Source organism: Geodermatophilus sp. SYSU D01105, from assembly GCF_054050095.1.
The window spans coordinates 1-26269 of record NZ_JBJGYR010000010.1; the positions used below are offsets into that span (position 1 = coordinate 1).

The window sequence follows — 26269 nt, forward strand, 5'->3', positions numbered from 1 at the left end:
CCCCCCCCCCCCCCCCCCCCCCCCCCCCCCCCCCCCCCCCCCCCCCCCCCCCCCCCCCCCCCCCCCCCCCCCCCCCCCCCCCCCCCCCCCCCCCCGGCCTCCCTCGACAGCCGCGGTCGCGCGGCGACATCCTCGCGGTGGGTGGTGGCCATCGGCGTCCCCGCCCCCGGCCGCTCCGGCCCGCGGTCGGCAGGAGGGGGCCGGCATGCCCACCACCGAGTTCTACCTGCGGTCCTACCCGCTGCCCGACGACGTCCGCGCCTGCGCCGCGGCCGCGGAGGACGACGGCTGGGACGGGTTGCTGCTGACCGACACGCAGAACCTCAGCATGGACGTCGTCGGGTCGCTCCACCTGGCCGCCGCGGCGACGTCGCGGCTGCGGCTCGGCACCGCCGTGACCAACCTCGTCACCCGCCATCCCGCGGTGGTGGCGTCCACGTTCGCCACCCTGCACCACGTCACCGGCGGGCGGGCGCACCTCGGCGTGGGCCGGGGTGACACGGCGCTGGCGCTCATCGGGCTCCGGGCGCCGTCGGCCCAGGAGTTCGAGCAGCAGCTCGGCCGGCTGCGGACCTGGCTGCGGGGCGGCACGGTCGAGGTCGACGGTCTGGGCAGCCGGATCACCTGGCTGCCGGTGGCCGGTGAGGAGGAGGTCCCCGTGGACGTGTTCGGCTCCGGCCCGCACGTCATCGCGGCCGCGGCCCGGCAGGCCGACCGGGTCACCGTCACCGTGGGAGCCGAAACCACCCGGGTCGAGTGGGCGGTGCGGACGGCGCGGGAGGCGCGCGCCGCGGCCGGGCTCGACCCGCAGACCCTCGACGTCGGGGCCTTCGTCGTGGTCGGCGTCGGGACCGACCAGGCCGCGCTCGACGAGCTCGTGCGCGGCAACGCGAGCATCTCCGCCCACTTCCAGCGCGGCTCGCGCGCGTCCCTGTCGACCGCCGACGCCACCGTCGTCGCCGACGTCAGCGCGCACTACGACACCTACCACCACGGGCTGGAGCACGCGACGCAGGCGAAGGCCCTGTCCGGGGACTTCCTGCGGCGGTTCTGCGTCATCGGCGGCCCGGACGAGTGCGTGCGGCGGCTGCGCGAGCTCGTCGGGCTCGGCCTGTCCCACGTGACGGTCGTGGGCGGCTCCCGCGACATCGACCCCGGCGTGCGCGAGCGCTCGGACCGCCTGGTCGCCACAGAGGTGCTGCCCGCGCTGCGGTCGCCGTAGGGCCGCCCGACCCGCGACGCCGGGCCGGCACCGCCGGGCCGCACCCCTCGTCTCCACCGGCACCCTCCGAGGGACCGGCGTCCCGAGCGCTTGGCAAACGCGAATACGTCGTTCATTGTTGATGCATGGTGATCCCCTACGACGACTACCGCGCGTGGGACGCCGTCGAGATGGCCCGGCTGGTGCGTCGAGGCGAGGTGACCGCCGCCGACCTCGCGGAGACGGCGCGGGCGCTGATCGACGCCTGGCCGGACCTCAACGCGGTCGCCCACCCGGCCGGTCCCTCGCCGGCCGCGCCCCTTGCGACGGGCCCGCTGGCCGGCGTCCCGTTCGCCGTGAAGGAGCTGCTCGCCTGGCCGGGGCTGCCGTGGACGATGGGGTCCCGGCTCATGGCCCGCACCCCGGCACCGGGGCTCTCGCCCTACGCCGCCCGGATCCGGGACGCCGGGCTGACCGTCGTCTGCTCCACGACCAGCTCCGAGTTCGGGTTGCTCGGCAGCACCGAGACCGCGCTGCACGGCGTCACGGCCAACCCGTGGGGTGCGGGCCTGTCGGCCGGCGGCTCGTCGGGGGGTTCGGCGGCGCTGGTCGCCGCCGGCATCGTCCCGATGGCCCACGGCAACGACGGCGGTGGCTCCCTGCGCGTCCCGGCCTCGCTCACCGGCCTGTTCGGCTTCAAGCCGTCGAACCGGCGCGGCGTGCCGGCCGGGCCCGAGACCCCCGGCCTGCCCGCGCTCGTCGTCGAGCACTGCATGAGCCGCACGGTGCGCGACAGCGCCGCGTTCCTGGCCGCCACCGAACGCACCGGCCCCGAGGCGGTGCACCCGCCGATCGGCCTGGTCACCGGTCCCGACGACACCCGCCTCCGCGTCGGCGTGCTCGTCCCCACGCTGACCGGCCGGACCCCCGACGCGGCCGTCCGGCGGGAACTCGACCGCGCCGCCGCGCTGTGCGAGTCCCTGGGCCACGTCGTCGACGTGGTCGATCCTCCGCACCTCGACGGGGACGCGCTCAGCCGGGGCTTCTTCACCACGGCCGCACTCACGATGGCGCAGGTCGCCGCCGCGTTCACGCCGGCGCTCGGCCGACCGCCCGGTCCCGACGAGCTCGAGCCGTTCACGCTCGAGCTGATCGACTGGGCGGCGACGCTGGGGCCGGCCGCGCAGGCCACCACCGAGCGGGTGTTCGCGGAGGCGACCCGCGAGTACCTGCGTCTGTTCGACCGGTGGGACGTCGTCCTCAGCCCGACCCTCGCCCGCGTCTCGTGGCCGGTCGGGCACCTGTCCCCCGCCGCAGGCCGGGAGACCCTGGTCCGGCGCACCGAGGAGGCGGTCGGGTACACCCCGATCCACAACATCGCCGGCTGCCCGGCGATGTCGGTCCCCCTCGGCCGGGACGACGGCCTGCCGGTCGGCATCCACCTCGCCGCCCGGCCCGGTGCCGACCGGCTGCTCCTCGCCCTCGCCTACGAGCTCGAGGAGGCCGCCGCGTGGACCTCCGCCGGGCCCGAGCCACGCCTGCTGGCGCAGCCGGCCTGATGGCCCAGGTCCTCAAGGCGGCGGTGCGGGCGCGCATCGAGGACGCCGCCCTGCGCAGCTTCGCCGTCCAGGGGTACGGCGGCACGTCGATGGCGCAGATCGCGTCGGCGGCCGCCACGGCGACGGCCAACGTGTACCGGTACTTCCCCTCGAAGGAGGCGCTGTTCGCCGCCGTCGTCCCGGCGGACCTGCCGAGCCGGCACGACCGGCTGCTGGACACACGGGTCGCGGCGCTCGCGGAGGGCAGGGGGAACCGCGCCCCCGCGGCCGCGGAGCTGCTCGACTTCTGGCTCGACCACCGCCTGGCGGTCGTCGTCCTGCTCGACCGGGCCGAGGGCACGCCGTTCGCCGGCTATCCCGCCGCGTTCGTCCGTCGCCTGGTCGACCACGCCCTGCGGTCGCTCGACCAGCCGCCCCCCGGGGCCGGACGAGAGGTCCTCGAGCTGGTCTTCGACAACACCCGGCGCGCGCTCGCGCACATCCTGCGGACCGCGCGGGACCGCGAGCACGCCCGCGCGCTCGTCACCGCCTTCTGGAGCTACCAGTTGCCCGGGCTCGACGGCCTGATGGCGTTCCTCCGGGAGGACCCGGGCGAGTGAGGGACGACAGTCCCGGGAACGCGGCCGGGCGACGGGCGGCCGGCTCGCGGCAGCCGGGTGCCTCCCCGGGGACCGGGGTTCACGGCGTCCGCAGCGCGTCGGTCAGCAACGCGACCAGCGCCTCGAGCTGCACGTCGGTCGAGGACCCGAGCTCCTCGTCGGACCCGTCCAGCGCGCGGGCGGCGAGACCGGCCTTGCTGTCGATCAGCTCGGCGATCCGGGCGTCGATGGTCTGCGCGGCGATGATCCGCCACGCGGTGACCGGCTCGGTCTGCCCGATGCGGTGGCTGCGGTCGATGGCCTGGGTCTGCTCCGCGTCGGTCCAGGACAGCTCGGCCAGCACGACGTTCGAGGCGACCTGCAGGTTCAGGCCCACGCCGGCAGCGGTCAGCGAGCACACCGCGACGGCGACGTCGGGGTCGTTCACGAAGGCGTCGACGTTCCCCTGCCGCGCCGTGGGCGTCTGGTCGCCACGGATCGACGAGAAGCGCACCCCCTGGCGCGCGAAGGTCTCCTCCGCGGCGTCCATCACGTCGACGTGCTTGGCGAAGAAGACGACCTTGCCGGCGCTGCGGGCCAGCTGCGCGGCGTAGTCCGCGGCCAGCTCGGCCTTCGCCCGGCCGATGCGCCGCATCATGGCGAACACGTTGTCGCCGGACTGCGCCGCCATCGCCTCCTTCAGCTCCGACCGGGCGACCCGGCGGACGAGGTCGGCGTCGATGCCCTCGATCACGGCGTCGGAGGACCGGTTGGCCAGGGCGGTCTCGTACCGCGCCACCATCCGGCGGGCGAGGTCCCGCTCGGCCGCCCGGATCGACCGGCCGACCGCGCCGTCCAGCTCGACGGGCAGGTCGGCGATGCGGCGGGCGGGGATGTCAGCGGCGACGTCGACCTTGCGGCGGCGCACGATGCCGAGGTCGATGACGCACTGGCGCGCCGCCGGGTAGAAGCCCCGGTCGGCGGGGGTCAGCCCGGTGTCCTCCAGCGCCTGCATCAGCTCACCGAGGGGCGTGCTGTCGTCGATCCAGCCGAGGAACTGCCAGATCGCCCGGAAGTCGTCGATGTCGTTGATCAGCGGAGTGCCGGTCAGCGCCATCAGCAGCGGCCGCGCGGTCCGCGACCGGATGCGGTCGGAGAGCGCGAGGACGTGCTGGGAGCGCTGCGAGGTCTTGTTCTTGATGAAGTGGGCCTCGTCCACGACCATGCCGCGGAAGCCGAAGTCACCGAGCCAGCCCACGTGGCGGTCGAGCACCTCGTAGTTGACCACGACGACGTCGGCGAAGCCGTCGACCGTCTCGCCGTCTCCCTGCACCACGGTGGCCTGGCGGTGGGGTGTCCAGCGCGCCGCCTCACGGGCCCAGTTGGTCTTGACCACGTTCGGCACGACGACCAGCAGCGGATAGGCGTTCGCCGCCTCCGCCGCGAGCAGTGCCTGGGCGGTCTTGCCCAGACCCGGCTCGTCGGCGAGCAGGAACGTCCGGTGGCCGGCCGCGGCCGCGGCGACCAACTGCCCCTGGTGCGCCATCAGCTCCAGGCCCGCCGGGGTGAACCGTGCCGTCGGCGCGGGGAGCGCCATGCACGCCGGAGCTCCCCCGCCGGCGCGCTCGAAGGAGCTCAGCAGCGGCCCCAGCAGTTCCCAGCCGGCCAGGCGCCGCGGCCGGGCGGGGCGCTGCGGGACGGCGGAGAAGTCGGGGGCGAGGAACGGGTTGGCCAGCTGCCGGGAGACCACCGACTGCGGGACGACCCGCCGCTCCGTGCCGGCCGGAGCGGTCGCGGACCCCGCCGGCTCGACCTCGTCCGGCGCCGGCTCGATGCCGACCTCGCGCAGCATCTCCCGCCGGCGCGACCGGGCCGCGTCCGAGACGACGGCGTCGTCGGCGAGCAGTGCCAGCAGCCCGGCGTCCCGGACGGCGGTCGTCGCGAGGATGGTGGCGATGCCGTCCAGGCGCTTGAGCGACTCGGCCCGGTGACCGTCGCTGCCGGCCGCCGCCCGGACGCGGGCGCGCTCCTCTCGCAGCAGCAGCGCGACGGCCTGGAACGTGGCGCGCACCGCGGGCGTCACGCGGCCGCGCTGGGCGGCCGCCTCGACCTCGCGGACCGTGCGGGCGAGCAGCGAGACGACGTCACCGCGGGTGCGGACGCGTCGCTGCTCCCGCGGGGCGCCACGGCGAGCGCCCGCCTGGCGCTGGCCTGGTCGGGCCACGGACTCCTCCTCCTCGATGCCGGGCACGGCGTGCCGCGGCGGCATGCCGCACGGTCCGGCGGACCGGGCGCGGACGTCCCGAGCGGAGCCTGGTGCTCCGCACGCGGAGCCGGCGCGCGGATCTGCACGGATCGACACCGCCGGACTCGGCAGGCCTCCCGTCCGGGGACCCGAGCCGCCGGTCGACGGGCTGGTCCACGGTACGTGGGGGCCACGGTCGCAGGACCGGGCTCGTTCCCGGGACGGTACCTCCCCCATGTCAACGCGTTCGCGCGTGCACCATTCCCGGCCCGTCGCGCCATGGAACGCAGCGGGCCGGGGTCCGTGGTCGTCCGGGCCGGCGCGACCCCGCCGGCCCGACGCGGGTGACCGGCTGCCGGTGGGTCAGTCGGCGCGGGTCATCGTGGACGCGTAGCCGCCACCCGGCCACTGCCACGCCCCGTGGTTGACCCTGCCGTCGGGGCTGAACCGGCCCTCGAAGCGCGCCGGGGAGTCCGGTCCGCCGAACCAGATGGTGAGGAGGTCGCCCTCGATCCGGTACGTGTACTCCAGGACCTCCCCGCCGGCGCCGGAGAAGTGGCTGCGCAGCTCGCCGCCGGCCTCGCCGTAGCCGATGTGCTCCACGCCGCGGGTGTGCCCGTCGGCGGAGTGCAGGTCGACGTGCTGGACCAGGACGGCCCCGCCGTCGGTCCACGCGTACCGGACCTCGCCGGTCAGGCCGTCGGGACCCGAGACCGTCCAGGTGCCGACCAGGCGGTCGAGGCTGCGCAGCGCCGCGGTGCGGGGATCGACCGTCGCCGTGCCGGTGCCGGTGCCGGTGCCGGTGACCTGGGCGGTGCTCGTGTCGGTGCTCATGGCCGGCTCCTGCGCTGACGGGGCCCGGCGCGGTCGCGAGGCCACGCCAGTAGGACCGAGCCGCGGGCGAGACCTCATCGCGGCGCCCGCGGCGGCCGTCCCGACCCGGTCCCGGCCCCCGACCGGCGCGCGCGAGCTCCGGGTCAGGCCGCGGACACCCCCTCGAGCTGGGGCTTCACCTCGCTGACGAACAGGTCCAGCGAGCGCCGTGCCTCGTCGAGGGTCATGTCCCCGGTCGGCAGCATCAGCACGACCCGGTCCACCATCCCGGACGCCAGGAAGCCGGCGAACCGCTCGGTGATCTGCTGCGGGGTACCGGCGCCCAGGCCGATCGACATCTCCAGGCCGGCCAGGATCGCCTTGAGCGGCGCCATCACCGCGTCCCGCTCGTCGTCGGTGATCACCACGGAGTCGAAGCGGTGGGCCGACACCGTGCGCCGTCCCAGGCCGTCGGCTCCCCGGCGGGCCACCGCGACGGCCTCCTCCTCCGAGTCCGCCAGCGCGAGCAGCATCGAGCAGGCGACCTGGGGCTTGGAGCCGGGACCGTCCAAGCGGATCCGCTCGCCACGGTGGGCGTCCCAGCTCGTCACGTACCTCTCGTAGGACTCCGGGTCGATGGGGCCGGGCCACATGAGGCTCATGCCGTACCGGCCGGCGGTCTCGGGGTTGCCGGGGTACCAGAACGGGATGTGCTCCTGGAACGGCGTCGTCGACATCGGCATGGTCGGGAAGTCGTGGTACCGGCTGTTCTCGCTGGAGATCTCACCGGTGCGTAGCGCGTCGGCGATGATCCCGAGGGTGTCGGCGAACCGCTCCTTCGCGTCGCGGTGACTGCTGCCGTGCCAGGCGTGCTCCGCCGGCACCGCGCCGCGCCCGACCCCGTACTCCAGCCGCCCCTCGGTGAGCTGGTCCACGACGCACATGTCCTCGATCAGCGAGACCGGGTGGTGCATCGGCAGCAGCTTCACCATCGGGCCCATCCGGATGCCCGTGGTGATCTGCGAGGCCGCCGCCACCACGAGGTCCTGGTTCGGGGCCAGCGAGAGGTCCGTGCCGTGGTGCTCGGCGAAGTGCACGCTGGCGAACCCGGCCTCGTCGGCGGTCCGGACGAGGTCGAGCCGGTCGCGGAGCAGGCGGTGCGTGGGGGTGCCCGGGATGCCCTCGATGTGGTCGAACAGTCCGAAGCTCGGGGTCGTCATGTGGCCTGCCTCACTCGTCGTCGGTGCGGCGAGTGTGCCACCCGACCCGGGCTCCGACCTGCACCGACCCGTCTGCGACGGCGGTGGCGCGCTCAGCGGAGCAGCAGGGACAGCAGCACCGCGTTGAGGGTGAGGATCACGCCGGTCACGAGGACGGCGACCACGGTGGTGCGGCGCCGGTTGACCAGCTCCCCCATGACGTCGCGGCGCCGAGTCAGCAGCAGCAGCGGCACCAGCGCGAACGGGATCCCGAAGGACAGCACCACCTGCGACACCACCAGCGCCCGGGTGGGGTCGACCCCGAGCGCCAGGACCACCAGCGCCGGGGCCATGGTGAGCGCCCTCCGGGCGAGCAGCGGGATCCGGCGCCGCAGGAAGCCCTCCATGACGACCTGGCCGGCATAGGTGCCGACGCTGGAGGAGGCGAAACCCGACGCCAGCAGGGCGACGGCGAACAGCAGCGCGGCGGTGCTCTGCAGGCCGAACCCCTCGTAGACGCCCTCGAGCGTGTCGGCGCCGAGCGACGAGCCGGCGAACAGGGCGGCGGCGACCAGCAGCATCGCCACGTTGACCAGCCCGGCCAGGCCCATGGCCGCGGTGACGTCGACCCGCTGGGCCCGCAGCGCCGCCCGCTTTCGCCGGACCGTGGGGGCCTCGATCGTCTCGGCCACCAGCGCGGAGTGCAGGTAGATGGCGTGCGGCATGACCGTGGCGCCGAGGATGCCCGCGGCCAGCACGAGGCTGCCGGCGTCGTCGATCCGGGGGACCAGCCCGCCGGCCGCCGCTCCGGCGTCGATCCCCGCGCCCGGCACCAGCAGCAGGAACGCGACCAGGATCAGGCCGAAGTAGGCCGTCACCAGGCCGATGAAGCGCCGGTCCCCCGGGGCCTGGACGGCGAGCAGCAGGAAGGCCCACGCGCCGGTGACCAGGCCACCGGTGAACAGGTCCAGGCCGAACAGCAGGTGCAGCGCGATGGCCCCGCCGACGATCTCGGCCAGGTCGGTCGCCATCGCGACCACCTCGGCCTGCGCCCAGAGCCCCAGCACCACCGGGCGGGGGTACTCCCTCCGGCAGTTCTGCGGCAGGGACATCCCGGTGGCCAGCCCGAGCTTGGCCGAGAGGCTCTGCACGAACACCGCCATGAGGTTGGCGAGGACGATCACCCAGAGCAGCAGGTACCCGTACTCGGCGCCGGCGGAGAAGTTGGTGGCGAAGTTGCCCGGGTCGACGTAGGCGATCGCGGCGACGAACGCCGGGCCGAACAGCGCGAGCCTGCGCCTGCGCGTCGCTCGCACCGCCTGTTCCTGCTCCAGCACGACGACCCTCCAGGCGCCTCGGTGCCCCATCGTGCGGAACACCGCGCGGCGGGCCCAACCCCCAAAGCGGAGGGACGAAGCGCCTGTTCAGCGCGGGGTGCGCGCACACCCGCCGGGACCGCCCGCACTCCTCCCCGCCGAGGAGCCCGCCGGGATGGTCGCTGTTGTTGCGGGACGCCGTGGACCGGTCTGTGCTGGAACGGCTCCGACGTGCAGCCGTCACCGAGGGAGATCCCGATGTCCCGCACCGCCGGCACCGCTCAGGCCTCGTCCGTCCGCCGCGTGATCGTCGCCAGTCTCGTAGGCACCTCTCTGGAGTGGTACGACTTCTTCATCTACGGCACGGCCGCTGCCCTCGTCTTCAACCAGATCTTCTTCCCCAGCTTCGACCCGCTGGTCGGGACGCTGCTGGCGTTCACGACGTACGCGGTCGGTTTCGTGGCCCGGCCGCTGGGCGGGGTCGTGTTCGGCCACTACGGCGACAAGCTCGGCCGCAAGAACGTGCTCGTGGTGACGCTGCTGATCATGGGCATCGCCACCTTCCTCATCGGCGTCCTGCCCACGTACGACTCGATCGGGGTGTGGGCCCCTCTCCTACTGGTGGCGCTGCGCTTCCTGCAGGGCCTCGGGCTCGGCGGCGAGTGGGGCGGTGCGGTGCTGATGACGCTGGAGTCCGGCTCCGCGCACCGGCGGGGGCTCAACGCCAGCTGGCCGCAGGTCGGCGTGCCGATCGGGCTGCTCCTGGCCAACGGGGTGCTGTCCCTGATGGGAGCGGTCACCTCGGACTCGGCCTTCCTCGACTGGGGCTGGCGGATCCCGTTCCTGCTCAGCGGGGTCCTGGTGCTCGTGGGGCTGTGGATCCGGCTGACCATCGCCGAGAGCCCCCTGTTCCGCGAGGTGCAGGAGCACGACTCCGAGGCCAAGGCGCCGATCATCGACGTGCTGCGCCGGTACCCGTCACGGGTGCTGCTGGCGATCGGGGCGCGGATCGGCGTCGACGTCGCCTTCTACACGTTCATCCTGTTCGTCACGACGTACGTGGTGACCTACCTCGGCCTGCCGAACAGCTACGCGCTCAACGCCGTCCTGATCGCCGCCGCGGTCCAGGTGGTGCTCATCCCGTGGTCCGGCGTCCTGTCGGACAGGTTCGGACGGCGACCGGTCTACCTCGTCGGCGCGGTCGGTGCCGCGATCTGGGTCTTCGTGTTCTTCGCCCTGCTGGACACCGGCCGCTTCGCGCTGATCGTGCTCGCGACGGTGGTCGCGCTCGTCTTCCACGCCGCGATGTACGGCCCGCAGGCCTCGTTCATCGCCGAGCTGTTCCCCACCAGGGTGCGCTACACCGGCGCCTCCATGGGCTACCAGCTGGCGGGGATCCTGGGCGGCGCGCTGGCCCCGATCATCTCGGTGGCCCTGATCGACCGCTTCGACACCTCGGTCGCCGTCTCCCTCTACGTGGTGGGGGTGCTCGTCCTCACCGCGGTCTGCGTCCTGCTGGCGCCGGAGACCTCGCGGATCGACCTGCACGCCGACCCGGCCGCCGGGGCCACTCGGGAGCGCGCCGCCCGGTGACCCGGGCGGGGCGCTCGTCGTCGGCGCCGGCGTGTCGGGGGCTCGTGACCGCCGGATCCCCCGACCCCACCCGGAGGGGCACACCCTGGCGGTCGAGGGCCGTCGCCGCGCCCACCCCGGCGCGCGCTCCGAACTCGTCACCGGGTCCTGCGGGACCACCCGGTGCAGCACTGACGGGAGCCCGCCACGGGGGCACCGCCCTGGCCGGGCGGCTCAGGCCGGGGCCGGCGTCCGGAAGGCGCTCGGTCGCGTGCCGTACACGCGCGTGAACGCGACGCTCAGCCCGAAGCCGCTCCCGTAGCCGACCCGCCGGGCCACGGCCTCCACGGTGGCGTCGGTGCCGGCGAGCAGGTCCGCGGCCAGGCACAGGCGCCAGCCGGTGAGGTAGGCCATGGGCGGCTCGCCGACCAGCTCGGTGAACCGGCGGGCGAGGGTGGCGCGGGCGACGCCGGCCTCCTCCGCCAGCGCGGCGACCGTCCACGGGCGCGCGGGGTCCTCGTGCAGGAGGCGCAGCGCCCGGCCCACGACGGGGTCGCCCAGCGCGCGGTACCAGGCGGGCGGTTCGACGTCGGGCCGGGCGAACCACTCGCGCAGGGCCGAGAGCAGCAGGAGGTCCAGGAGCCGGTCGAGGACGGCCTGCTGTCCCGGCTCCTCGCGCTCGATCTCGGCCACCGTGAGCTCGACTGCCGGGCCCAACTGGCCGGTGCGCGGGACCACCAGGACCCGCGGCAGCGCCCGCACCAGCCGCGCCGACGCGTGGCCCCGCACCGGGTAGGTGCCGGTCAGCAGAACCGTCGGCCCGTCGAGGCGCGCGCCGCAGGTGCGCGGGCCCAGCCACAGGTCGTCGGTGGGCGCCGAGCCGTCGGCCGCGGTGCACCGGTTCCCGGGGAGCAGCACGTACAGCGGCGGCGCGGAGGCGTCCCGGTCGTGGGCCACGGTGAACGGCCGCGTCCCGACGACGACCGCCACGTCGGTCCCCCCGACCGGCACCGGGTCGGCGTCGTCCGGCACGATCCAGCCCGACCCGCGCAACATGGTGACCAGGGTCAGCGGGCTGTCCTCGGCGAAGCGCACCGACCAGGGTGGCTCGACGACGTTGCGCCCGAACAGCGCACCCCGCGACCGCACCTGTTCCAGCAGGCTCGCGAGCGCGTCCACGCCCCGGGACGCTAGACCGCCCTGAGACGCGGGGACATGGATCCGCGCGTCCGGGCCATGTCGGCACTCGCTCGCGTGCGGTGGGGTCGTCCCATGACGTACACGACCGACCAACCGACCAGGACGGCCGTCCCGGGGACCCCGGCCCCGGACCCGGTGACCGTCGTCGGGCTGGGACCCATGGGGACGGCACTGGCCCGGGCCCTGCTCCGCTCCGGCGTCCCCACCACCGTGTGGAACCGCTCGGCGTCGCGCGCCGAGCTGCTGACCCGGGAGGGCGCGGGAGTCGCGGACACGCTGCGGTCCGCCGTCGTGGCGAGCCGGGTGGTCCTGGTCTGCCTCCGCGACCACTCCGCCTTCCGCGAGGCCCTCGGGCCACTGGACGCCGGCGCCCTGCACGGCCGGACGGTGGTGCACCTGTCCTCGGCCACGCCGGCCGAGGCCCGCTCGACCGCACGGTGGGCCGAGGAACGCGGGATCGCCTACCTCAACGGCGCGATCATGGTGCCCACACCGCTGGTGGGGACGTCCGGTGCGCTGGTCCTCTACAGCGGCCCGACCACGGTCTTCGACGCCGCTCGGGTGCACCTGGAGCGGCTCGGCACGGCAGACCACCTCGGGGAGGACCCGGGCCTCGCGTCCCTGTTCGACGTCGCCATGCTCGAGGTGTTCTTCGCCGGGATGACGTCGTTCCTGCACGCCGCGGCGGTGACGGCCGCCGACGGGGTGCCGGCCCGCGACTTCCTGCCCTACGCCCAGCGGGTGGTCGCGATCCTGCCCGACACCCTCGCGGGGCTGGCCCGGGACGTGGACGCGGCCAGCTACCCCGGGGACGAGGACGCCCTGGCGATGGAGGCCGCCGCGCTCGAGCACGTCGTGGCGGCCGGCGAGGACAGCGGCACCGACACCGCGCTGGCCGTCGTCATGCGCGACCTCACCCGCCGCGCCGTCCTGGCCGGCCACGGCGCGGACGGGTTCTCCCGTCTCGTCGAGCACCTCCGCTGAGCAGCCGGCGGCCACGGCTACCGGCCGGCCGTGCTGGTCGTCGTCCCCACCGCGTGGCAGGGTCCGCTCCCGTGCGGGTGCTCACGCGACGGGAGCTGGGGAGGGCGCTGCTGGCGTGCAAACCTGCTGCTCGAGCGGTCGGCGCTCTAGCCGCTGGCGGCGGTGCGCCACCTGGTCGGACTGCAGGCGCAGGAACCGCAGGGACCCTGGCTGGGACTGCTCGCGCGGCTCGACGGGGTCGACCTGACCGCGGCCGGCCAGCTGCTCGAGGAGCGCCGCCTGGTCCGGACGCACCTGATGCGCCGGACGGTGCACCTGGTGACGGCCGAGGACTGCCTCGCGCTGCGCCCCTCACGCCGCTGCGCGACCTGGCCCGCACCGACGACGTCGACGCCGAGGCCGACCGGGTCCTCGCCGCCCTCGCGCCCGAGGGAGCCGCGCGGCGCGTCGAGTGGCACCGCTCCGCGTGATCACCCCTGGCCGCGGTCGGGGGGACCACCGGGAGGCAGGGGGAGCCGCAGGACGATCTCCCCGTCATCGACCTCCCCGGTGGGACGGAAGCCGAGCCCCTCGTAGAAGGGCCACGGTCCTCCCTCACCGGGCTCGTAGCTGGTCAGCAGCTCGGTGCCACCATCGGCCCGCACCAGGTCGACGACCTGCGTCAGCACCGCCCGGCCGATCCCGCGCCCCTGGTACCGCTTGTCGATGAGCAGGCGCCACAGGAAGTGCCGACCCCGGTACGGGCCCTTCCGCGGCTTCCAGGAGAGCATCACGAAGCCGACCGCCTCGTCCCCGCAGTACACAGCCCGGTACCACGGATTGGCCTTGGGCGTGTTCGCGGCGTCGCGGAGCGAGCGGGACACCGAGGCCACGAACCGCTTCTGGCGGCCCCGGACGCGCAACGCGCGGACCACGTCGCGGTTGTCGTCGGTGACCTCCCGCAGGTGCACGCCCGGCGACGGACCGCCGCTGCCCTCCGCGCCCCCCGCGGTCGGCAGCCGGAGCACGTCGGCGAGGACGCTCCCGTCGTCGGTCAGCCGGTCCGGCGACGGACTGTCGTAGACCACGAGCAGGCGCGGGCCGTCGGCCGGCCCGAGCAGCCCGATGCCCTCGGCGTGGTCGCACCCCTCGCCGGAGGGCAGGTCGAGCTCTCGCGTGAGCAGGTCGCCGCGGACCACCTGCGGGGTGTCCGCCTGCAGTGCCCCGTGCCAGCGGGAGACGTGCACCGGCCCGTCGAGGTCCATCGTCGGCCCGGCCAGCACGAGCAGGTCGTCCCCGTGCGGGCAGAGGTCCCGGACCCCGAGGCCGCCCAGGCGCAGGACGTGCTTGCGGTAGGGGCGCCCGTCGTCGAAGGTCGCCAGCCGCAGCCGCTCCGGCGCGCCCGGGTCGACCTCGGGGCGCAACTCCAGCACCACCGCCCAGCCGCGCAACACCGGACCGCGCAGGCCCAGGTACACCCGCGGCCCGGACACGGCGATGCCCTCGACGTCCAGTCCGTTGTCCTTGCCCGGCAGGGGGAGGAACGGGCCGAGGTGCTCGTCGCCCGCCAGGACGTCCCGCAGGTCGGTGCCGTGCAGGCCGAAGGCCGCGGCGCGGTGCCGGACGCCGCCCTCCTCCAGCTCCGGCACGACGGTCGGCAGGCCGTCCACCACGCCGACCGGCAACCGGAGCAGGATCTGGCGGTTGGGTTGGCCGGTGACCTCGGCGAGCCGGCGCAGGGCCTGCTCGCCGCTGTGCTTGGCCTTGACCTGCCCGCGGCGCAGGCTGTGCGACCCGACGGCCCACAGGAACCGACCGTGCCGGGCCAGGCCCTCGATGTCGGCCTCCTCCGCTGCCTCCGCCTCGTCGGCGACCGGCAGCTGCACGAGGTCGGCGAGCCGGACACTGGTGTGCTGCGCGTAGCGGTGCGGCTCGTCCGGAGGATCGGCGACCAGACGCTCGATCGTGGCGGTCTCGTCGCCGGCGACCCACAGGACGGCGCCGTCGCTGCGGACGGCCGAGAGGTTGCTGTGGGTGCCCGCCGTCCGCGCCGACTCCTCGAACCGCAGTGGGACCCGCCGTTCCACGGTCATGCCGTCCACCCTGGCACGGGGTACCGCCGGGCAGGCCTCGTCCGCAGCCGGCCGGGGAGCGGCGGAGGACTGGGCAGTCCCGGACCGCACCTGCTCCAATGAGCGGTCGTCGACCTGCCACCGACGGCGTCGGGTTGGGCGGTCCCGAGTGCCGAGGACCGACCTGCGCGGCCCGTCGAGGGCGTGGCCGCACGCCAGGGCCGCGGTCGACGCCGCTCCCCCGGTTCGCAGGACAGGAGGGCAGACCCGGGCCTCGAGGATCCCCATCCGTCCGCGCGAGCAGCGGTGCCGACCTCGCCGGACGCTCGCCGAGGTCCCGCGTCCCGGGCCCGTCCAGTCGGAGAGGGACTCATGAGCACTCGGACAGGGCAGTCCATCTGGCGGCGCATGCCCGTCGACAGGATGGAGGAGATCGAGCGGGAGAGCGGGGCGGGAGCCCTCACCAAGAGCCTCGGGCTCTGGCAGCTGACCGCGATCGGTGTGGGCGGCATCATCGGCGTCGGGATCTTCTCCCTCGCCGGGCTGGTGGCTCACGGCGACGCGGACAACCCCGGCGTCGGGCCGGCCGTGCTGGTCGCCTTCCTCATCGCCGGGCTGGCCTCGGCGGCCGCGGCGCTGTCCTACGCCGAGTTCGCCGGCATGATCCCGCGGGCCGGCTCGGCCTACACCTACGGGTACGTCGCCCTCGGCGAGTTCATCGGGTGGTTCATCGGCTGGGACCTGCTGCTCGAGTACATCGCCATCGTGGCCGTCGTGGCCATCGGCATCTCCGGTTACCTCGAGGCGTTCCTCGAGGGCTTCGGGGTCACCCTCCCGGCAGCGGTCACCGCGTCCGCCGAGGAGGGCGGTGCCGTCAACGTCCCGGCCATCCTGATCTGCCTGCTCGTCACCTTCATCCTCAGCCGCGGCACCAGGACGTTCGGCCGGTTCGAGCTCGTGGCCGTGGCCGTCAAGATCCTGCTGATCCTGTTCATCATCGGGCTCGGCGTGTTCTACATCGACACCGCGAACTACGACCCCTTCATGCCCGCCGGCTTCGGCCCCGTCCTCACCGGCGCGGCCACCGTCTTCTTCGCCGTCTTCGGCTACGACGCCATGAGCACCGCCGCCGAGGAGGCCCGGGACGGCAAGCAGCACATGCCCAAGGCGATCGTGCTCTCCCTCGTCATCGCGATGACGCTCTACGTGGCCGCCACGCTGGTGCTCACCGGGATGCAGAGCTACCAGGACATCGACCCGACCGCCGGTTTCGCCTCGGCCTTCACCAACGTCGGCCTGCCGGTGATCGCCTCGATCATCTCGGTCTTCGCCGTGCTGTCCATCCTGACCGTGATGCTGACGTTCCTGCTCGGCGTCACCCGGGTGTGGTTCTCGATGAGCCGCGACGGGCTGCTCCCCCCGTGGTTCGCCAAGGTCGACCGTGGGGGCACGCCGCAGCGCGTGACGTGGATCGCCGGCGTGGCCGCCGCGGTGCTCGCCGGGGTCTTCCCGATCCGCGCCGTCGCGGACCTGACGAACATCGGCATCCTCTCCGCGTTCATCGTCGTGTGTGTCGCCGTCATCCTGTTCCGTTACACCCGGCCCGACACACCCCGCTCCTTCCGCGTGCCGCTCATGCCCGTCGTCCCCGCGTTCGGGGTCCTCGCGTCGCTGTTCCTGATCCTGCAGCTGCACTGGGAGACCTGGCTGCGCTTCGGGGTCTGGTTGCTCATCGGGCTCGTCCTCTACTCCACCTACGGCCGCAAGCACTCGCTGCTGAACCCGGACAGCCCGCTCCACCAGCAGCAGCCGACCCGAGCACCTCGGCACGGCACCTGACACCATTCCGTCATGGGTCACGGCCACGCCGTCCAGCAGGAGCTCCGCGAACCGGCTCGCGAGCTGCGCCGCGCCATCCCCGAGGTCTATGACGGGTACCGCCGGATGCACGCCGCCGCATACGCCGCGGGTGCACTCGACCAGAAGACCAAGGAGCTGATCGCGCTCGCCATCGCGGTCAGCAAGGAGTGCGACGGCTGCATCGCGTCCCACGCGCGGGGAGCCGTGCGCACCGGCGCGACCGAGTCCGAGGTCGCCGAGGCGCTCGGCGTGGCCATCGCGATGAACGGCGGACCGGGCACCGTGTACGGCCCGCGTGCCTTCGCGGCCTTCCGGGAGTTCGCGGACGAGGCGGATCCTGCGGGGGGATGAGTCCGACCACGTTCGTCCTCGTCCACGGCGCCTTCTGCAACGCCGCGGTGTGGGGGCCGACCGCCCGCGAGCTGGCCCTGCGCGGGCACCGCGCGGTCGCCGTCGACCTGCCCGGTCACGGGTTCGGCGCCACCATCCCGGCCGGCTACCTCGGCGCCCAGGACCTCGACGTGCTCGCCCGCGCGCCCAGTGGGATGTCCGGCATCAGCACCGCCCAGGACGTCGCTGCCGTCGTCGAGGTCGTGCGGCGCGTCCGGGAGCACGGCCCCGTCGTCCTCGTCGGTGCCAGCCGCGGCGGCCTCACCGTGACGGCGGTGCGGAACGCGGTGCCCGAGCTGGTCGACCGCCTGGTCACGTCTCCGCGTGGTGCCCGGTCTCGGCGACGGTGAGCGAGTACTCCGCCGGCCCGGAGAACGCGACGAGCCTCCTGACCGGCGCCGGCGTCCTCGCCGTCGGCGACCCGGCGGCGATCGGCGCGATCCGGCTGAACTGGCGCACGTCCGATCCCGGCCACCTCGACCTCCTCCAGGCCGCGCTGCTGGCCGACGGCACGAGGCAGGAACTGCTCGCCCACCTCCACCTCCGAGAAGCCGACGAGGCGCTGGTCGTGGACGAGGTCGCCACGCGTGCCGATCCGGCCACGTGGGGGTCGATCCCCCGCAGCTACGTGCGCCTGACCGAGGACCGCGCCCTGCCCCTCGCCCTGCAGGACCGCTTCATCGCCGAGGCCGACGCGCTGCTCCCCTCCCGGCCCTTCGACGTGCACTCGCTGGCCAGCAGCCACCTCCGGTTCCAGATCCACCCCGCGGGGATCGTCGACGTCCTCACCGGCCTCGCCGGCTGAGCCCCCCGGCGGACGCCGGTCGGGACGGCGCTCCCGGCTGCACCCGGTCAGCCGTCGGAGGTCCGGGGAGGTGGCCGGAACCGGGCGGCGTTGACCGCGAACGGCTCGATGCCGACCTGGGCGCGGCGCTCGTCGAGGCGCTCGGGGTCCACGCACGGCCACGGGACGGGCTCGCCGTCCACGACGTCGGCGATCTGGGTCCCGTAGACCTGGAGCCGGCCCTCGTTGACGGCCAGCCGGTCCTCGAGGAAGGCGAGGTCCCGCCTGCTCGCCTCCCCGACCTCCACCGCCCGGCGCAGCAACCGCACCGCGAGCCGCTGCAGGTGGACGTGCGTGTCGGCGTGCTGGGCGATGAGCCAGGCGGCGTGCGCGGCCGGTTCCCCCACGCGCGCGGCGGTCGGCCACGAGCCCCCGGAGAGCAGGTCCAGCAGGCGGTCCGCGTGGCGGACGAAGACCTCGCGCTGCTGTCGGCGCACCTCGGGCGGGAGCGGACCGGGAGAACCGGCGCCCGTCCGCTGCAGCAGGTCCTCCTGCTCCGCCATCATGGCGACGAGTTCCCTCGCCAGGTCGCTGGCCACGCTGCTCCCCTCGCCCGCCCGCGCACCGGGCACCACCCGCCACCCTGCCAGGACGCCGCCCGGGAGTCCGCGGGGACGTCGTCCCGGAACGGGTCAGCGGCGGGCGGAGTGGGCCATCGCCGCACCGCTCCGCCCACCGACGACCGGGACCTCGGTCGGGGCTCCGCCGCCGGGGTGGACCCCGGTGCCAGCCCGGAGCCGGGAGGACTGCAGGTTCACCCGGCTCACGCCGGCACCCGGGTGGGCTCGTGGGCATCCGCGTCGGGCTCCGCGACGATCCACACCGTGCGCCCGTGGAGCGGCGGGGTCTTGGTCCCGTCGGTGAACCACACGACCACTCCCCCGTGCGCCCTGCAGTGCGAGCGCACGACGCGGACCCGGCCGCCTCCCCGGGCCTTGGCCGGCCGCACCAGCGGGAGGCCGAAGTCGGTGCCGACCACCTCCGTGGTCAGGACCGGTTCGCCCGCGGGCAGGTGGGACGTCGGCACGGTCACCGCGGCGATCGGGGCCGGCGGTGCGGGCCGCACGGGGGGCGCCGCGCTCCGGTGCACGGCGGCGTTCCGGCTCATCCCGCACGCGCAGCGCCAGGCGACCTCGCCGGGGGCGCGGCGGAACGGGTGGGCGGCGGACGGGGAGACGGTCGCCATGGCAGGCCTCCTGGGAGTGGGGGTCGGTCGCCTCGATTCGAACACCAGTTCGATCCGACGGCAAGGCCGCCGTCGCGGGTCGGCGGCCCCGCGGCGGCAGCACGACCGGACCCGGCCGCGGGGTCAGTCCCGGGGCGCCACGTTCTTCGTCACCCGGATCGCCTGCGCGTTGCGGATCCGCCGGGTGGGCACGACCTCACCGAGCTCGACCAGCCGCTCGACCGCGGCGTCCTTGTCCACCTGCGTGCGCAGGCCACCACCGGACCACTCGCAGTGCAGGTCGCCCGCCGGCCCGGACCGGCCCCGCAGCCGTTCCCGCGCGTACTCCTTGTGGCGCCTGGCCTCGTTCTCGGCCGTCCGCCAGGAGTCGTAGTCCCGCACGGCCTCGACGTAGTCCTCGTCGGTGACCGTCAGCCGGGACTGGCGGGAGACCTCCCCCTCGGTCTCCGGGTCCACGGGCGGGCCCCAGCACAGGTCGAGGAACGGACACCAGTCGCACATGGCGTCCACTCCGGGCCCGAACCCGTCGCGGGGAACGGCGTCGGCCCCGTCGTCCTCGACGGTGGCGTAGACGTCGGTGAGCCACATGATCGCCTCGGCGGTCAGCGACGGGTCGTGGTCGGCCTCGAAGACGACGTCCTCACCGGAGTCGCGCGACAGGTAGCGGATGCGCAGTCCGTCGACGTCCTGCCCGGTGCCGGCCGGCAGCCGGCGGTCGGCGGTCTGCCCGGTGCGCAGCAGCCACGCGTAGACGGCGACCTGGAACCAGTGCCGCACGGGGACCCCACGGGTGAGGATCCGCTCGAACCCGAACCGGGACGTCGTCTTGAGGTCCTCGACGACCGGGGCGTGCCACCAGTCGCAGCGGCCCTTGACCTGCTCGCCCTGCAGGCGGACCTCGGTCAGCCCGCCGTACTGGCGGCGCAGCGCGCGCAGCACCCCGCGGTGCAGCTCGGTGCCGATGAAGGCCTGCAGCCCGGTACGGGTGTTGGTCGGACGGCGGCGGGCGATCCGGTAGGCCGCCCGGCGGCGGCACTCGCCCAGCTCGGAGGCGCCGATCATGCGCTGGCGGGAGCGGGCCCGTCTGCTGTCCAGGTCGCGGACCGCGGCGGTCAGGCTCGGGGCGGCGCGTCGCTCGGCGGCGCTGGGACGGGCGGGCAGGACGGCGGTCACCGCGTCCTCCTCGGGTCGGTCCCGGCGGAGCGGGGCCGGCGGACCGGCCCCGCTCCAGCGGCGGTGCTCACGCGACGATCTCCTGCTGACCGGTGCGGCCGGCCCGCTGGGTCGCGATCACCTCGCGGACCAGCGCGGTCAGCCGCTTGGTCGCCACCTGCTCGACGGGCCGGCCGAACCGGGCGCCGATCTCCTCGCCGGTGACGCCCAGCGTCTCCAGGCTGGCCAGCACGCCCCGGCGGGCGGCGTTGAGCCGGCGCTCCCGCGGGTCGTCCGGGGTCGGCGAGGCCTCCAGCAGCGGGTTCGTCGCCGGCTGGGCCTCCTGCCCCGCGTCCGGGCGGGAGGCCGCCGCGGCGGCGCGTGCGGCCTCGACCACGGCGGCGGGCGTCTCCGCACCGGCCGGGGCCTTGCGGCGCCCGGCGGGGTGGGCCTTCATCGACGCCTCGAGGAACTCCTCGTGCCGGGCCTGGATCAGCTCGCCGACGGTGTAGGAGCCGCCGGGGGTCGGCACGTCGACCTGGAGCAGCCCGGCGCGGTTGGCCTCGGCCCAGACCTCGCGCAGGTCGTCGTCGTCCGCGGCGTCGCCGATCCGCGCGACCAGGTCGGCGACGTCCGGCTCGCCCCGACCGCCGGCACGCGCGCCCGCGCGGCCGGCCGGGGCCTCCTCGGTCCGCTCGTGGTCGAGCAGCCCGCCGCCGTGGAACGAGACGAGGTCACGCACGTGCGCGGTGCCCGGGTCGCACTTGAGCGCGTCGAAGACCAGCCACTCCAGCAGCCGGCCGGTCGCGGCCGGGTCGGTGACCTCCTTGGCCGGGTCGGTGTTGGGCTTGATCCCGATGTGCACGCTGCGCGCGCCGACGAGCAGGGGCCGCCGGCCGCGGCGCAGCCGCATCCAGACGCTCGCCGCGTACGGGAACTCCCGGTGGGTCTGCACCGACCAGGTCTTCTGCCCCTCGATCGGACGTCCGTTGGCGTCGACCTCGGTGACCTCCTTGCCCCGGGCGGTCACGACGACGATGCCGGGGAAGGTGAGCAGCTCGGTCTGCAGCTTGCGCCAGCGGGAGCCGGCGTCGTTCCACAGGTTCTGGCTGATGGTGACCTCGGCGTTGGGGTCGCGCTTGAGCAGTTCGCGGTTGCGGGCCGACTTCGCCGCGCGGTCGCTGGCCCAGTCCTTCAGGCCGTCCCAGATCGCCGAGCCGGTGTCGATGCCGAGGACCACCGGCGGCTCGCCGGCGTCGGCGGCCCGACGGGCCTCGGCCTTGACCGCCTGGACGGCGGCCAGCACCGCGGCGTAGGAGCCGTCGTGCTGGATGATCTCGTAGTTCGCGCCGGGGATGGCGCCGTACTCGTCGCCGGCACCCTCGTTGAGGTCGATCCAGTAGAGCGCGCCGATCTTGTCGCTGGTGCTGAACTGGGCCAGCGCCCAGCTCTTGCCCGCCTTCTCCTCGCCCTCGAGGAGGATGCACGGCCACGGGACGCGGCCGGTGGGCTGACGGGTCTTGAGGCCGGGGAGGGCCATGGTGAGCTCCTTGTGACACGGGGAAGATGTCGACCCGAACGCTAGGAACGAGTGCTGACACATCTCCCCGGCGATCGCGCAAGCACATCGCGGCGTCGACGACGAAATCCCAGGTCAGGCGCGCTGGGCGGCGTGTCGCCCGTTCGCTGTCGGCGTAATCCGCGGGCCGCGCCCCTCGGGAGGGCCCTGTCGCTCGCGGGCCCGAGGAGCCACCGGCGCCCGCCATCCCCGGAGCCCGGCACCGGCAGCTGAACGCCCTGCTCAGGTGCCCGAGACCCGTCACACCCGGTCCGGTCCCGGGTCGATCCGCCACACTTCTGACCGCGCGACTCGACGTGGCGGCTCGTCGTCCCGAGCCACCCAGCGACCAGGCCATGTCCTGCGGATCCTGCGCATCACGACCACGTCTGCGACGACGGCCTCAGGGACATCTGCCGTCAGGCCGAAGGTCCCCTCCGGAGCAGTACGAGGAGTGTCAGGCCACCACCCACCACCATGAGCACGCCGCCAACGACCATGAACCATCCGCCGATCGTGCTCAGCGTGGTTCCGCGACGAACGGCGCGGACGCCGTTGGACAGCATCAACGGACCGCCGACGGATCCCGAGAGGAGTCCCCAGGCGACGAGTGCAGGGCGATGCCATCGCTTCGGGACGTGAGGCATGGCCGGCACCGTGTGGCCGTGCTCGGGACGTCCCTGCCGCGTGGCGGTCGGTTCACCCCTCCTGATGTCCCCTGAGTGGGCCGCTCGGGCGACCGGAGCTCCGGCCCAGTCTCAGGTCGACCGGCGGGCAACTCCCAGCACTGCCCGTCGCGACTGACGACGATGACCTCGCCGCTGTCGGTGACGCACATGCCTTCCGCGCCGTCACGCTGACCATCCGGCGGCCGATCAGGAGGGTGCCACGACACCAGGGTCTCGTCGTCGCCGATGCGGACCCTCTCCTGCTCCATGTCGAGACACACCTGCTGGAACCCGGGACGTTGCAGCGTCTCGGGCTTCCTGATCACCCCACAGCGCGGCCGATGAGTTCGCGGCTCCCGGACGGTCCGAGCTCGTGACAGCCGAGGAAAGGACGCCACCATGTCGGAGCTCCTCGTGGATTTCATCACCTCCCTCGACGGCTACGCATCAGCAGAGGGATGGCCCGGGTTCTGGGGCCTCGAGGGCCCGGAGTACCTCGCATGGCTCGGCGAGCAGCCCGAGGTCACCTACCTGATGGGAGCGAACACCTACCGCCTGATGTCGGGCTTCGCCGCCGGCGAGGTCCCGGATGGCCAAGACGAGTTCAGGCCCGAAGAGGAGGCGTCCGTCGACGAGCTCACGCGAGCGTCCAAGGTGGTGTTCTCCTCCTCACTCGAGGAGCCACTGACGTGGGCCAACTGCACGCTCGTCCGCGACGACGCCGTCGAGGCGGTCCGCGCCATGAAGGAGAACGGCTCCGGGCTCCTCAGCACGATCGGCAGCCTCAGCCTGTGCCGGTCCCTGCTGGAAGCCGGACTCGTCGACCGCTTCCGGGTCGGGATCTTCCCGGTGATCACCGGGGCCACGGGCGAAGAACGCATCTACGACGGCTACCCGGACGTCGCCCTCGAGATGATCGAGCACCGCACCTTCGACGGCCGCATCCAGCTGGTCGAGTACAAGCCCCGCGTGCTCGACCACCCGCCGCTCGGCGGCGCCCCTGCGTGACGTCGCCCCGTCCCTCCGGGACCGTCCTTGGGTGGGCCGCTACGGGACAGGACCCGTGTCGGCTCAGGACACGGCAGATGGGACACGGTCCGGCGCGTCCGTGCGGCGCGTGGCACCGGTCGTGCAGGGTGACGTCCATGTCCCAGGACGGAGACGAGCAGCTGCGCATCCGTTCGTACCGATGAACGAGCCCCAGCGTCCGGCTCCCGACCGCCCACGGACCCCGCGGGCGCCGCTCCTCGTCTCGCTCACCGTCGTGCTCACCCTCGGCAGCGCTCCGGCGCGAGCTCCGGTGTCATGACCCAGTGCACGAACACCCACAGCTGCAGCGTCACCACAGCGCACGCCGTGTCCGGGCGCGAGCGGTCCGGCTGGGTGCACTGCTCCTCGGCGCTGGGAGCCTGGTGCTGTTCGCCGCCACGACCTCGCTGGCCGCCCACAGCTCCTGAGCGAGCCACGCAGCACCGCGGGCAACGAGCCGGCGGCTCTCCCTGGACGGGACGCCACGGACACCTGGCCGCCTCGCGTCGAGGGCGGGTCAGCTCGGTGCAGGGACCGAGACGGTGCGCCGTCCGCCGCGGAGGCGGGAGGCCAGGGCGGTGTGCCGGCGGCCGGAGCCGGTGGCCCGCACGGCCTGTCCGAGCGCCCGGGTCGAGCCGACGAGCACGACCAGTTGCTTGGCCCGGGTGACGGCGGTGTAGAGCAGGTTGCGCTGCAGCATCATCCAGGCGCTGGTGGTCAGGGGGATGACCACGCACGGGTACTCGCTCCCCTGTGAGCGGTGGACGGTGACGGCGTAGGCGTGCACCAGCTCGTCCAGCTCGCCGAAGTCGTAGTCGATCGCCTCGTCCTCGTCCGTGAGGACCGTGAGGGTCTGCTGGACGGCGTCGATGGCGGTCACGACGCCCTGCGTGCCGTTGAAGACCCCGTTCGCGCCCTTGTCGTAGTCGTTGCGGATCTGGGTGACCTTGTCCCCGACGCGGAACACCCGCCCGCCGAAGCGCTTCTCCGCCCGGTCGGCCCGGGCCGGGGTGAGCGCCTCCTGCAACAACTCGTTGAGCGCCGCGGCGCCGGCCGGCCCGCGGTGCACCGGGGTCAGCACCTGGACGTCGCGCCGCGGGTCGAGGCCGAAGCGGGCGGGGATCCGTCGCGTCACGACGTCCACGGTGAGCCGGGCGGCCTCCTCGGCGTCGTCGGTGGTGAACAGGAAGAAGTCGTCGAGGCCACGGACCTGGGGCGGGCTGCCGGCGTTGATCCGGTGGGCGTTGGTCACCACCCCCGACCGCGTCGCCTGCCGGAACACCTGGGTCAGGCGCACGTGCGGGATCGGGGTGCCGTCGGCGAGCAGGTCGCGCAGCACCTCACCGGCGCCGACGGAGGGCAGCTGGTCGACGTCGCCGACCAGCAGCAGGTGCGCGCCCGGCGGAACGGCCCGCACCAGCTTGTTGGCCAGCAGCAGGTCCAGCATCGAGGACTCGTCGACGACGACCAGGTCGGCCTGCAGCGGCCGGTCGCGGTCGAAGGCGGCGTCCCCGCCCGGGCGCAGCTCCAGCAGCCGGTGCACGGTCACCGCCTCGACCCCGGTCAGCTCGGTCAGCCGCTTCGCCGCCCGGCCGGTCGGCGCCGCCAGCACGACCCTCGCGCCCTTGGCCGCCGCGAGGGTGACGATCGAGCGCACGGTGAAGCTCTTCCCGCAGCCGGGTCCACCGGTGAGGACGGCGACCTTCTCGGTCAGCGCCAGGCGCACCGCCTCCTGCTGCCCGGGCGCCAGGTCCGCGCCGGTGCGCCGGTGCAGCCAGGCCAGCGCCGCGTCCCAGTCCACCCTGGCGAAGGCCGGCATCCGGTCCTCGTCCGCGGCGGCCAGCCGCTTGAGCCCCCCGGCCAGGGAGACCTCGGCGCGGTGGAAGGGGACGAGGTAGTACGCCACCGTCGGGGGGTCGCCGTCCCCAGCGGGGAACTCCTCGCGGATCACCCCCTCCTCGGCGACCAGCAGGGCCAGACCGTGGCCCACCAGGCCGGCCGGCACCTGCAGGATCTCGACCGCCCGGGCGACCAGGTCGGCCTCGGGCAGGAAGCAGTGCCCCTGCCCGGTGGCCTCGGAGAGCAGGAACTGCAGCCCCGCCTCGACCCGCTCGAGGCTGTCGTGCGGGATGCCCACCGCGGCGGCGATCGTGTCGGCGGTCCGGAACCCGATGCCCCAGACCTCGGCGGCCAGGCGGTAGGGCTGGGTGCGGACCACGCCGATCGAGGCATCGCCGTACTGCCGGTAGATGCGCACGGCCAGCGAGGTGGACACGCCCACGCCCTGCAGGAAGACCATCACCTCCTTGATGGCCCGCTGCTCCTCCCAGGCCTCGGTGATCAGCCGCGTCCGCTTGGGCCCGAGGCTGGGCACCTCGGCCAGCCGCCCCGGCTCCTCCTCGATCACCCGCAGGGCGTCGGTCCCGAAGTGGTCCACGATCCGCTCGGCCAACCGCGGGCCGATCCCCTTGACCAGCCCGGAGCCCAGGTACCGGCGGATGCCCTGCACCGTGGCCGGCAGCACGGTGCTGTAGTCCTCGACCTGGAACTGCCGGCCGTACTGGGCGTGCGAGCCCCACCGCCCCCGCAGCCGCAGCGTCTCCCCCGGCTGCGCGCCCAGCAGCGACCCCACGACGGTGACCAGGTCGCCGCCGCGGCCGGTGTCGACCCGGGCCACGGTGTAGCCGGTCTGGGCGTTGGCGAACGTGATCCGCTCCAGCGTCGCCTCCAGGACCGCCCCGGTCCGCGCCTCCCCCACCGGCCATCCCCTCGCTGACACACCCGCTCCGGCGACCGATGGTTCCACCGCCCGGGGACACTCCGCGGTCCGCTCCTCCCGGTGGGAGCCCGCGGCCGGCCGGGAG

The 26269-nt window shown here is 74.4% G+C and carries 22 protein-coding genes; 11 read left to right on the forward strand and 11 right to left on the reverse strand.

The features are described 5' to 3' along the window. Positions 1–205: 205 nt before the first annotated feature. The 3 genes from ACI79I_RS11175 (at position 206) to ACI79I_RS11185 (ending at position 3359) form a co-directional block, all read left to right on the forward strand. Positions 206–1222: an LLM class flavin-dependent oxidoreductase gene (locus tag ACI79I_RS11175; RefSeq protein WP_456992409.1), complete on the forward strand. Its 1017-nt coding sequence runs from the start codon at positions 206–208 to the stop codon at positions 1220–1222. A 125-nt stretch (positions 1223–1347) separates the two neighbouring features. Continuing rightward, positions 1348–2760: an amidase gene (locus ACI79I_RS11180; protein ID WP_456992410.1), complete on the forward strand. Its 1413-nt coding sequence runs from the start codon at positions 1348–1350 to the stop codon at positions 2758–2760. Further along, a complete protein-coding gene (locus ACI79I_RS11185; RefSeq protein ID WP_456992411.1) occupies positions 2760–3359 on the forward strand; it encodes a helix-turn-helix domain-containing protein in 600 nt (199 codons plus the stop codon). Before ACI79I_RS11180 ends, ACI79I_RS11185 begins: the two co-directional genes overlap by 1 nt. 79 nt (positions 3360–3438) lie before the next feature. On the opposite strand, the gene ACI79I_RS11190 is transcribed toward ACI79I_RS11185, so the two are convergent. The 4 genes from ACI79I_RS11190 to ACI79I_RS11205 form a co-directional block, all read right to left on the reverse strand. Next, on the reverse strand, positions 3439–5607 hold the full coding sequence (locus tag ACI79I_RS11190; protein WP_456992412.1) for a DEAD/DEAH box helicase: 2169 nt from the start codon (positions 5605–5607) through the stop codon (positions 3439–3441). Between the two features lie 339 nt (positions 5608–5946). Continuing rightward, positions 5947–6417, reverse strand: a complete 471-nt coding sequence (locus ACI79I_RS11195; RefSeq protein ID WP_456992413.1) for a hypothetical protein — start codon at positions 6415–6417, stop codon at positions 5947–5949. Between the two features lie 143 nt (positions 6418–6560). Continuing rightward, the gene (locus ACI79I_RS11200; protein ID WP_456992414.1) at positions 6561–7616 is read right to left on the reverse strand and encodes an LLM class flavin-dependent oxidoreductase; all 1056 of its coding nucleotides are present in this window, start codon (positions 7614–7616) and stop codon (positions 6561–6563) included. Between the two features lie 92 nt (positions 7617–7708). Further along, a complete protein-coding gene (locus ACI79I_RS11205; protein ID WP_456992415.1) occupies positions 7709–8932 on the reverse strand; it encodes an Nramp family divalent metal transporter in 1224 nt (407 codons plus the stop codon). Positions 8933–9169: 237 nt separating this feature from the next. Here ACI79I_RS11205 and ACI79I_RS11210 point away from each other — a divergent pair, with 237 nt between their 5' ends. Continuing rightward, a complete protein-coding gene (locus tag ACI79I_RS11210) occupies positions 9170–10504 on the forward strand; it encodes an MFS transporter (protein WP_456992416.1) in 1335 nt (444 codons plus the stop codon). A 213-nt stretch (positions 10505–10717) separates the two neighbouring features. On the opposite strand, the gene ACI79I_RS11215 is transcribed toward ACI79I_RS11210, so the two are convergent. Further along, on the reverse strand, positions 10718–11662 hold the full coding sequence (locus ACI79I_RS11215; protein WP_456992417.1) for an AraC family transcriptional regulator: 945 nt from the start codon (positions 11660–11662) through the stop codon (positions 10718–10720). A gap of 93 nt (positions 11663–11755) precedes the next feature. On the opposite strand from ACI79I_RS11215, the gene ACI79I_RS11220 reads away from it, so the two are divergent. Together ACI79I_RS11220 and ACI79I_RS11225 are read left to right on the forward strand one after the other, a co-directional pair. Further along, on the forward strand, positions 11756–12667 hold the full coding sequence (locus ACI79I_RS11220; RefSeq protein ID WP_456992418.1) for an NAD(P)-dependent oxidoreductase: 912 nt from the start codon (positions 11756–11758) through the stop codon (positions 12665–12667). A 162-nt stretch (positions 12668–12829) separates the two neighbouring features. Beyond that, positions 12830–13243, forward strand: coding sequence for a DNA glycosylase AlkZ-like family protein (locus tag ACI79I_RS11225; RefSeq protein WP_456992419.1), 414 nt, complete (start codon positions 12830–12832; stop codon positions 13241–13243). Here the strand turns inward: ACI79I_RS11225 and ACI79I_RS11230 are convergent. Then, positions 13138–14739 carry a GNAT family N-acetyltransferase gene (locus tag ACI79I_RS11230; protein ID WP_456992420.1) on the reverse strand — a complete coding sequence of 534 codons (1602 nt, stop codon included), beginning with the start codon at positions 14737–14739 and terminating at the stop codon, positions 13138–13140. The genes ACI79I_RS11225 and ACI79I_RS11230 overlap by 106 nt on opposite strands. Before the next feature lie 351 nt (positions 14740–15090). Here ACI79I_RS11230 and ACI79I_RS11235 point away from each other — a divergent pair, with 351 nt between their 5' ends. Genes ACI79I_RS11235 through ACI79I_RS11250 form a run of 4 tightly spaced genes read left to right on the forward strand, consistent with a single transcriptional unit; the run spans position 15091 to position 17773 of the window. Further along, positions 15091–16557 (forward strand): amino acid permease, encoded by a 1467-nt coding sequence (locus ACI79I_RS11235; RefSeq protein WP_456992421.1) that lies wholly within the window; start codon positions 15091–15093, stop codon positions 16555–16557. A 12-nt stretch (positions 16558–16569) separates the two neighbouring features. Continuing rightward, the gene (locus ACI79I_RS11240) at positions 16570–16929 is read left to right on the forward strand and encodes a carboxymuconolactone decarboxylase family protein (RefSeq protein ID WP_456992422.1); all 360 of its coding nucleotides are present in this window, start codon (positions 16570–16572) and stop codon (positions 16927–16929) included. Further along, positions 16926–17318, forward strand: a complete 393-nt coding sequence (locus ACI79I_RS11245; RefSeq protein ID WP_456992423.1) for an alpha/beta fold hydrolase — start codon at positions 16926–16928, stop codon at positions 17316–17318. The genes ACI79I_RS11240 and ACI79I_RS11245 overlap by 4 nt, the downstream gene beginning before the upstream one ends. Then, on the forward strand, positions 17315–17773 hold the full coding sequence (locus ACI79I_RS11250) for a hypothetical protein (protein ID WP_456992424.1): 459 nt from the start codon (positions 17315–17317) through the stop codon (positions 17771–17773). The genes ACI79I_RS11245 and ACI79I_RS11250 overlap by 4 nt, the downstream gene beginning before the upstream one ends. 47 nt (positions 17774–17820) lie before the next feature. Here ACI79I_RS11250 and ACI79I_RS11255 read toward each other — a convergent pair whose 3' ends face one another. The 4 genes from ACI79I_RS11255 to ACI79I_RS11270 form a co-directional block, all read right to left on the reverse strand. Continuing rightward, positions 17821–18351, reverse strand: coding sequence for a DUF6624 domain-containing protein (locus ACI79I_RS11255; protein ID WP_456992425.1), 531 nt, complete (start codon positions 18349–18351; stop codon positions 17821–17823). Positions 18352–18575: 224 nt separating this feature from the next. Beyond that, the gene (locus tag ACI79I_RS11260; protein WP_456992426.1) at positions 18576–18998 is read right to left on the reverse strand and encodes a hypothetical protein; all 423 of its coding nucleotides are present in this window, start codon (positions 18996–18998) and stop codon (positions 18576–18578) included. Positions 18999–19121: 123 nt separating this feature from the next. Continuing rightward, positions 19122–20171, reverse strand: coding sequence for a PD-(D/E)XK nuclease family protein (locus ACI79I_RS11265; protein ID WP_456992427.1), 1050 nt, complete (start codon positions 20169–20171; stop codon positions 19122–19124). 67 nt (positions 20172–20238) lie between these two features. Continuing rightward, complete coding sequence (locus tag ACI79I_RS11270; RefSeq protein WP_456992428.1) at positions 20239–21690, reverse strand: hypothetical protein; 1452 nt, start codon at positions 21688–21690, stop codon at positions 20239–20241. 1085 nt (positions 21691–22775) lie between these two features. Here ACI79I_RS11270 and ACI79I_RS11275 point away from each other — a divergent pair. Continuing rightward, positions 22776–23384 (forward strand): dihydrofolate reductase family protein, encoded by a 609-nt coding sequence (locus ACI79I_RS11275; RefSeq protein WP_456992429.1) that lies wholly within the window; start codon positions 22776–22778, stop codon positions 23382–23384. 538 nt (positions 23385–23922) lie between these two features. Here ACI79I_RS11275 and recD2 read toward each other — a convergent pair. Next, the gene (gene recD2, locus ACI79I_RS11280) at positions 23923–26163 is read right to left on the reverse strand and encodes an SF1B family DNA helicase RecD2 (protein ID WP_456992430.1); all 2241 of its coding nucleotides are present in this window, start codon (positions 26161–26163) and stop codon (positions 23923–23925) included. Positions 26164–26269: the final 106 nt, after the last annotated feature.

Excerpts from the sequence above, each read along its gene's own strand:
- ACI79I_RS11175 (WP_456992409.1), top strand. The coding sequence starts at position 206 with ATGCCCACCACCGAGTTCTACCTGCGGTCCTACCCGCTGCCCGACGAC.
- ACI79I_RS11180 (WP_456992410.1), top strand. The coding sequence starts at position 1,348 with ATGGTGATCCCCTACGACGACTACCGCGCGTGGGACGCCGTCGAGATG.
- ACI79I_RS11185 (WP_456992411.1), top strand. The coding sequence starts at position 2,760 with ATGGCCCAGGTCCTCAAGGCGGCGGTGCGGGCGCGCATCGAGGACGCC.
- ACI79I_RS11190 (WP_456992412.1), bottom strand. The coding sequence starts at position 5,607 with ATGCCGCCGCGGCACGCCGTGCCCGGCATCGAGGAGGAGGAGTCCGTG.
- ACI79I_RS11195 (WP_456992413.1), bottom strand. The coding sequence starts at position 6,417 with ATGAGCACCGACACGAGCACCGCCCAGGTCACCGGCACCGGCACCGGC.
- ACI79I_RS11200 (WP_456992414.1), bottom strand. The coding sequence starts at position 7,616 with ATGACGACCCCGAGCTTCGGACTGTTCGACCACATCGAGGGCATCCCG.
- ACI79I_RS11210 (WP_456992416.1), top strand. The coding sequence starts at position 9,170 with ATGTCCCGCACCGCCGGCACCGCTCAGGCCTCGTCCGTCCGCCGCGTG.
- ACI79I_RS11220 (WP_456992418.1), top strand. The coding sequence starts at position 11,756 with ATGACGTACACGACCGACCAACCGACCAGGACGGCCGTCCCGGGGACC.
- ACI79I_RS11230 (WP_456992420.1), bottom strand. The coding sequence starts at position 14,739 with ATGACCGTGGAACGGCGGGTCCCACTGCGGTTCGAGGAGTCGGCGCGG.
- ACI79I_RS11235 (WP_456992421.1), top strand. The coding sequence starts at position 15,091 with ATGAGCACTCGGACAGGGCAGTCCATCTGGCGGCGCATGCCCGTCGAC.
- ACI79I_RS11240 (WP_456992422.1), top strand. The coding sequence starts at position 16,570 with ATGGGTCACGGCCACGCCGTCCAGCAGGAGCTCCGCGAACCGGCTCGC.
- ACI79I_RS11245 (WP_456992423.1), top strand. The coding sequence starts at position 16,926 with ATGAGTCCGACCACGTTCGTCCTCGTCCACGGCGCCTTCTGCAACGCC.
- ACI79I_RS11260 (WP_456992426.1), bottom strand. The coding sequence starts at position 18,998 with ATGGCGACCGTCTCCCCGTCCGCCGCCCACCCGTTCCGCCGCGCCCCC.
- ACI79I_RS11270 (WP_456992428.1), bottom strand. The coding sequence starts at position 21,690 with ATGGCCCTCCCCGGCCTCAAGACCCGTCAGCCCACCGGCCGCGTCCCG.
- ACI79I_RS11275 (WP_456992429.1), top strand. The coding sequence starts at position 22,776 with ATGTCGGAGCTCCTCGTGGATTTCATCACCTCCCTCGACGGCTACGCA.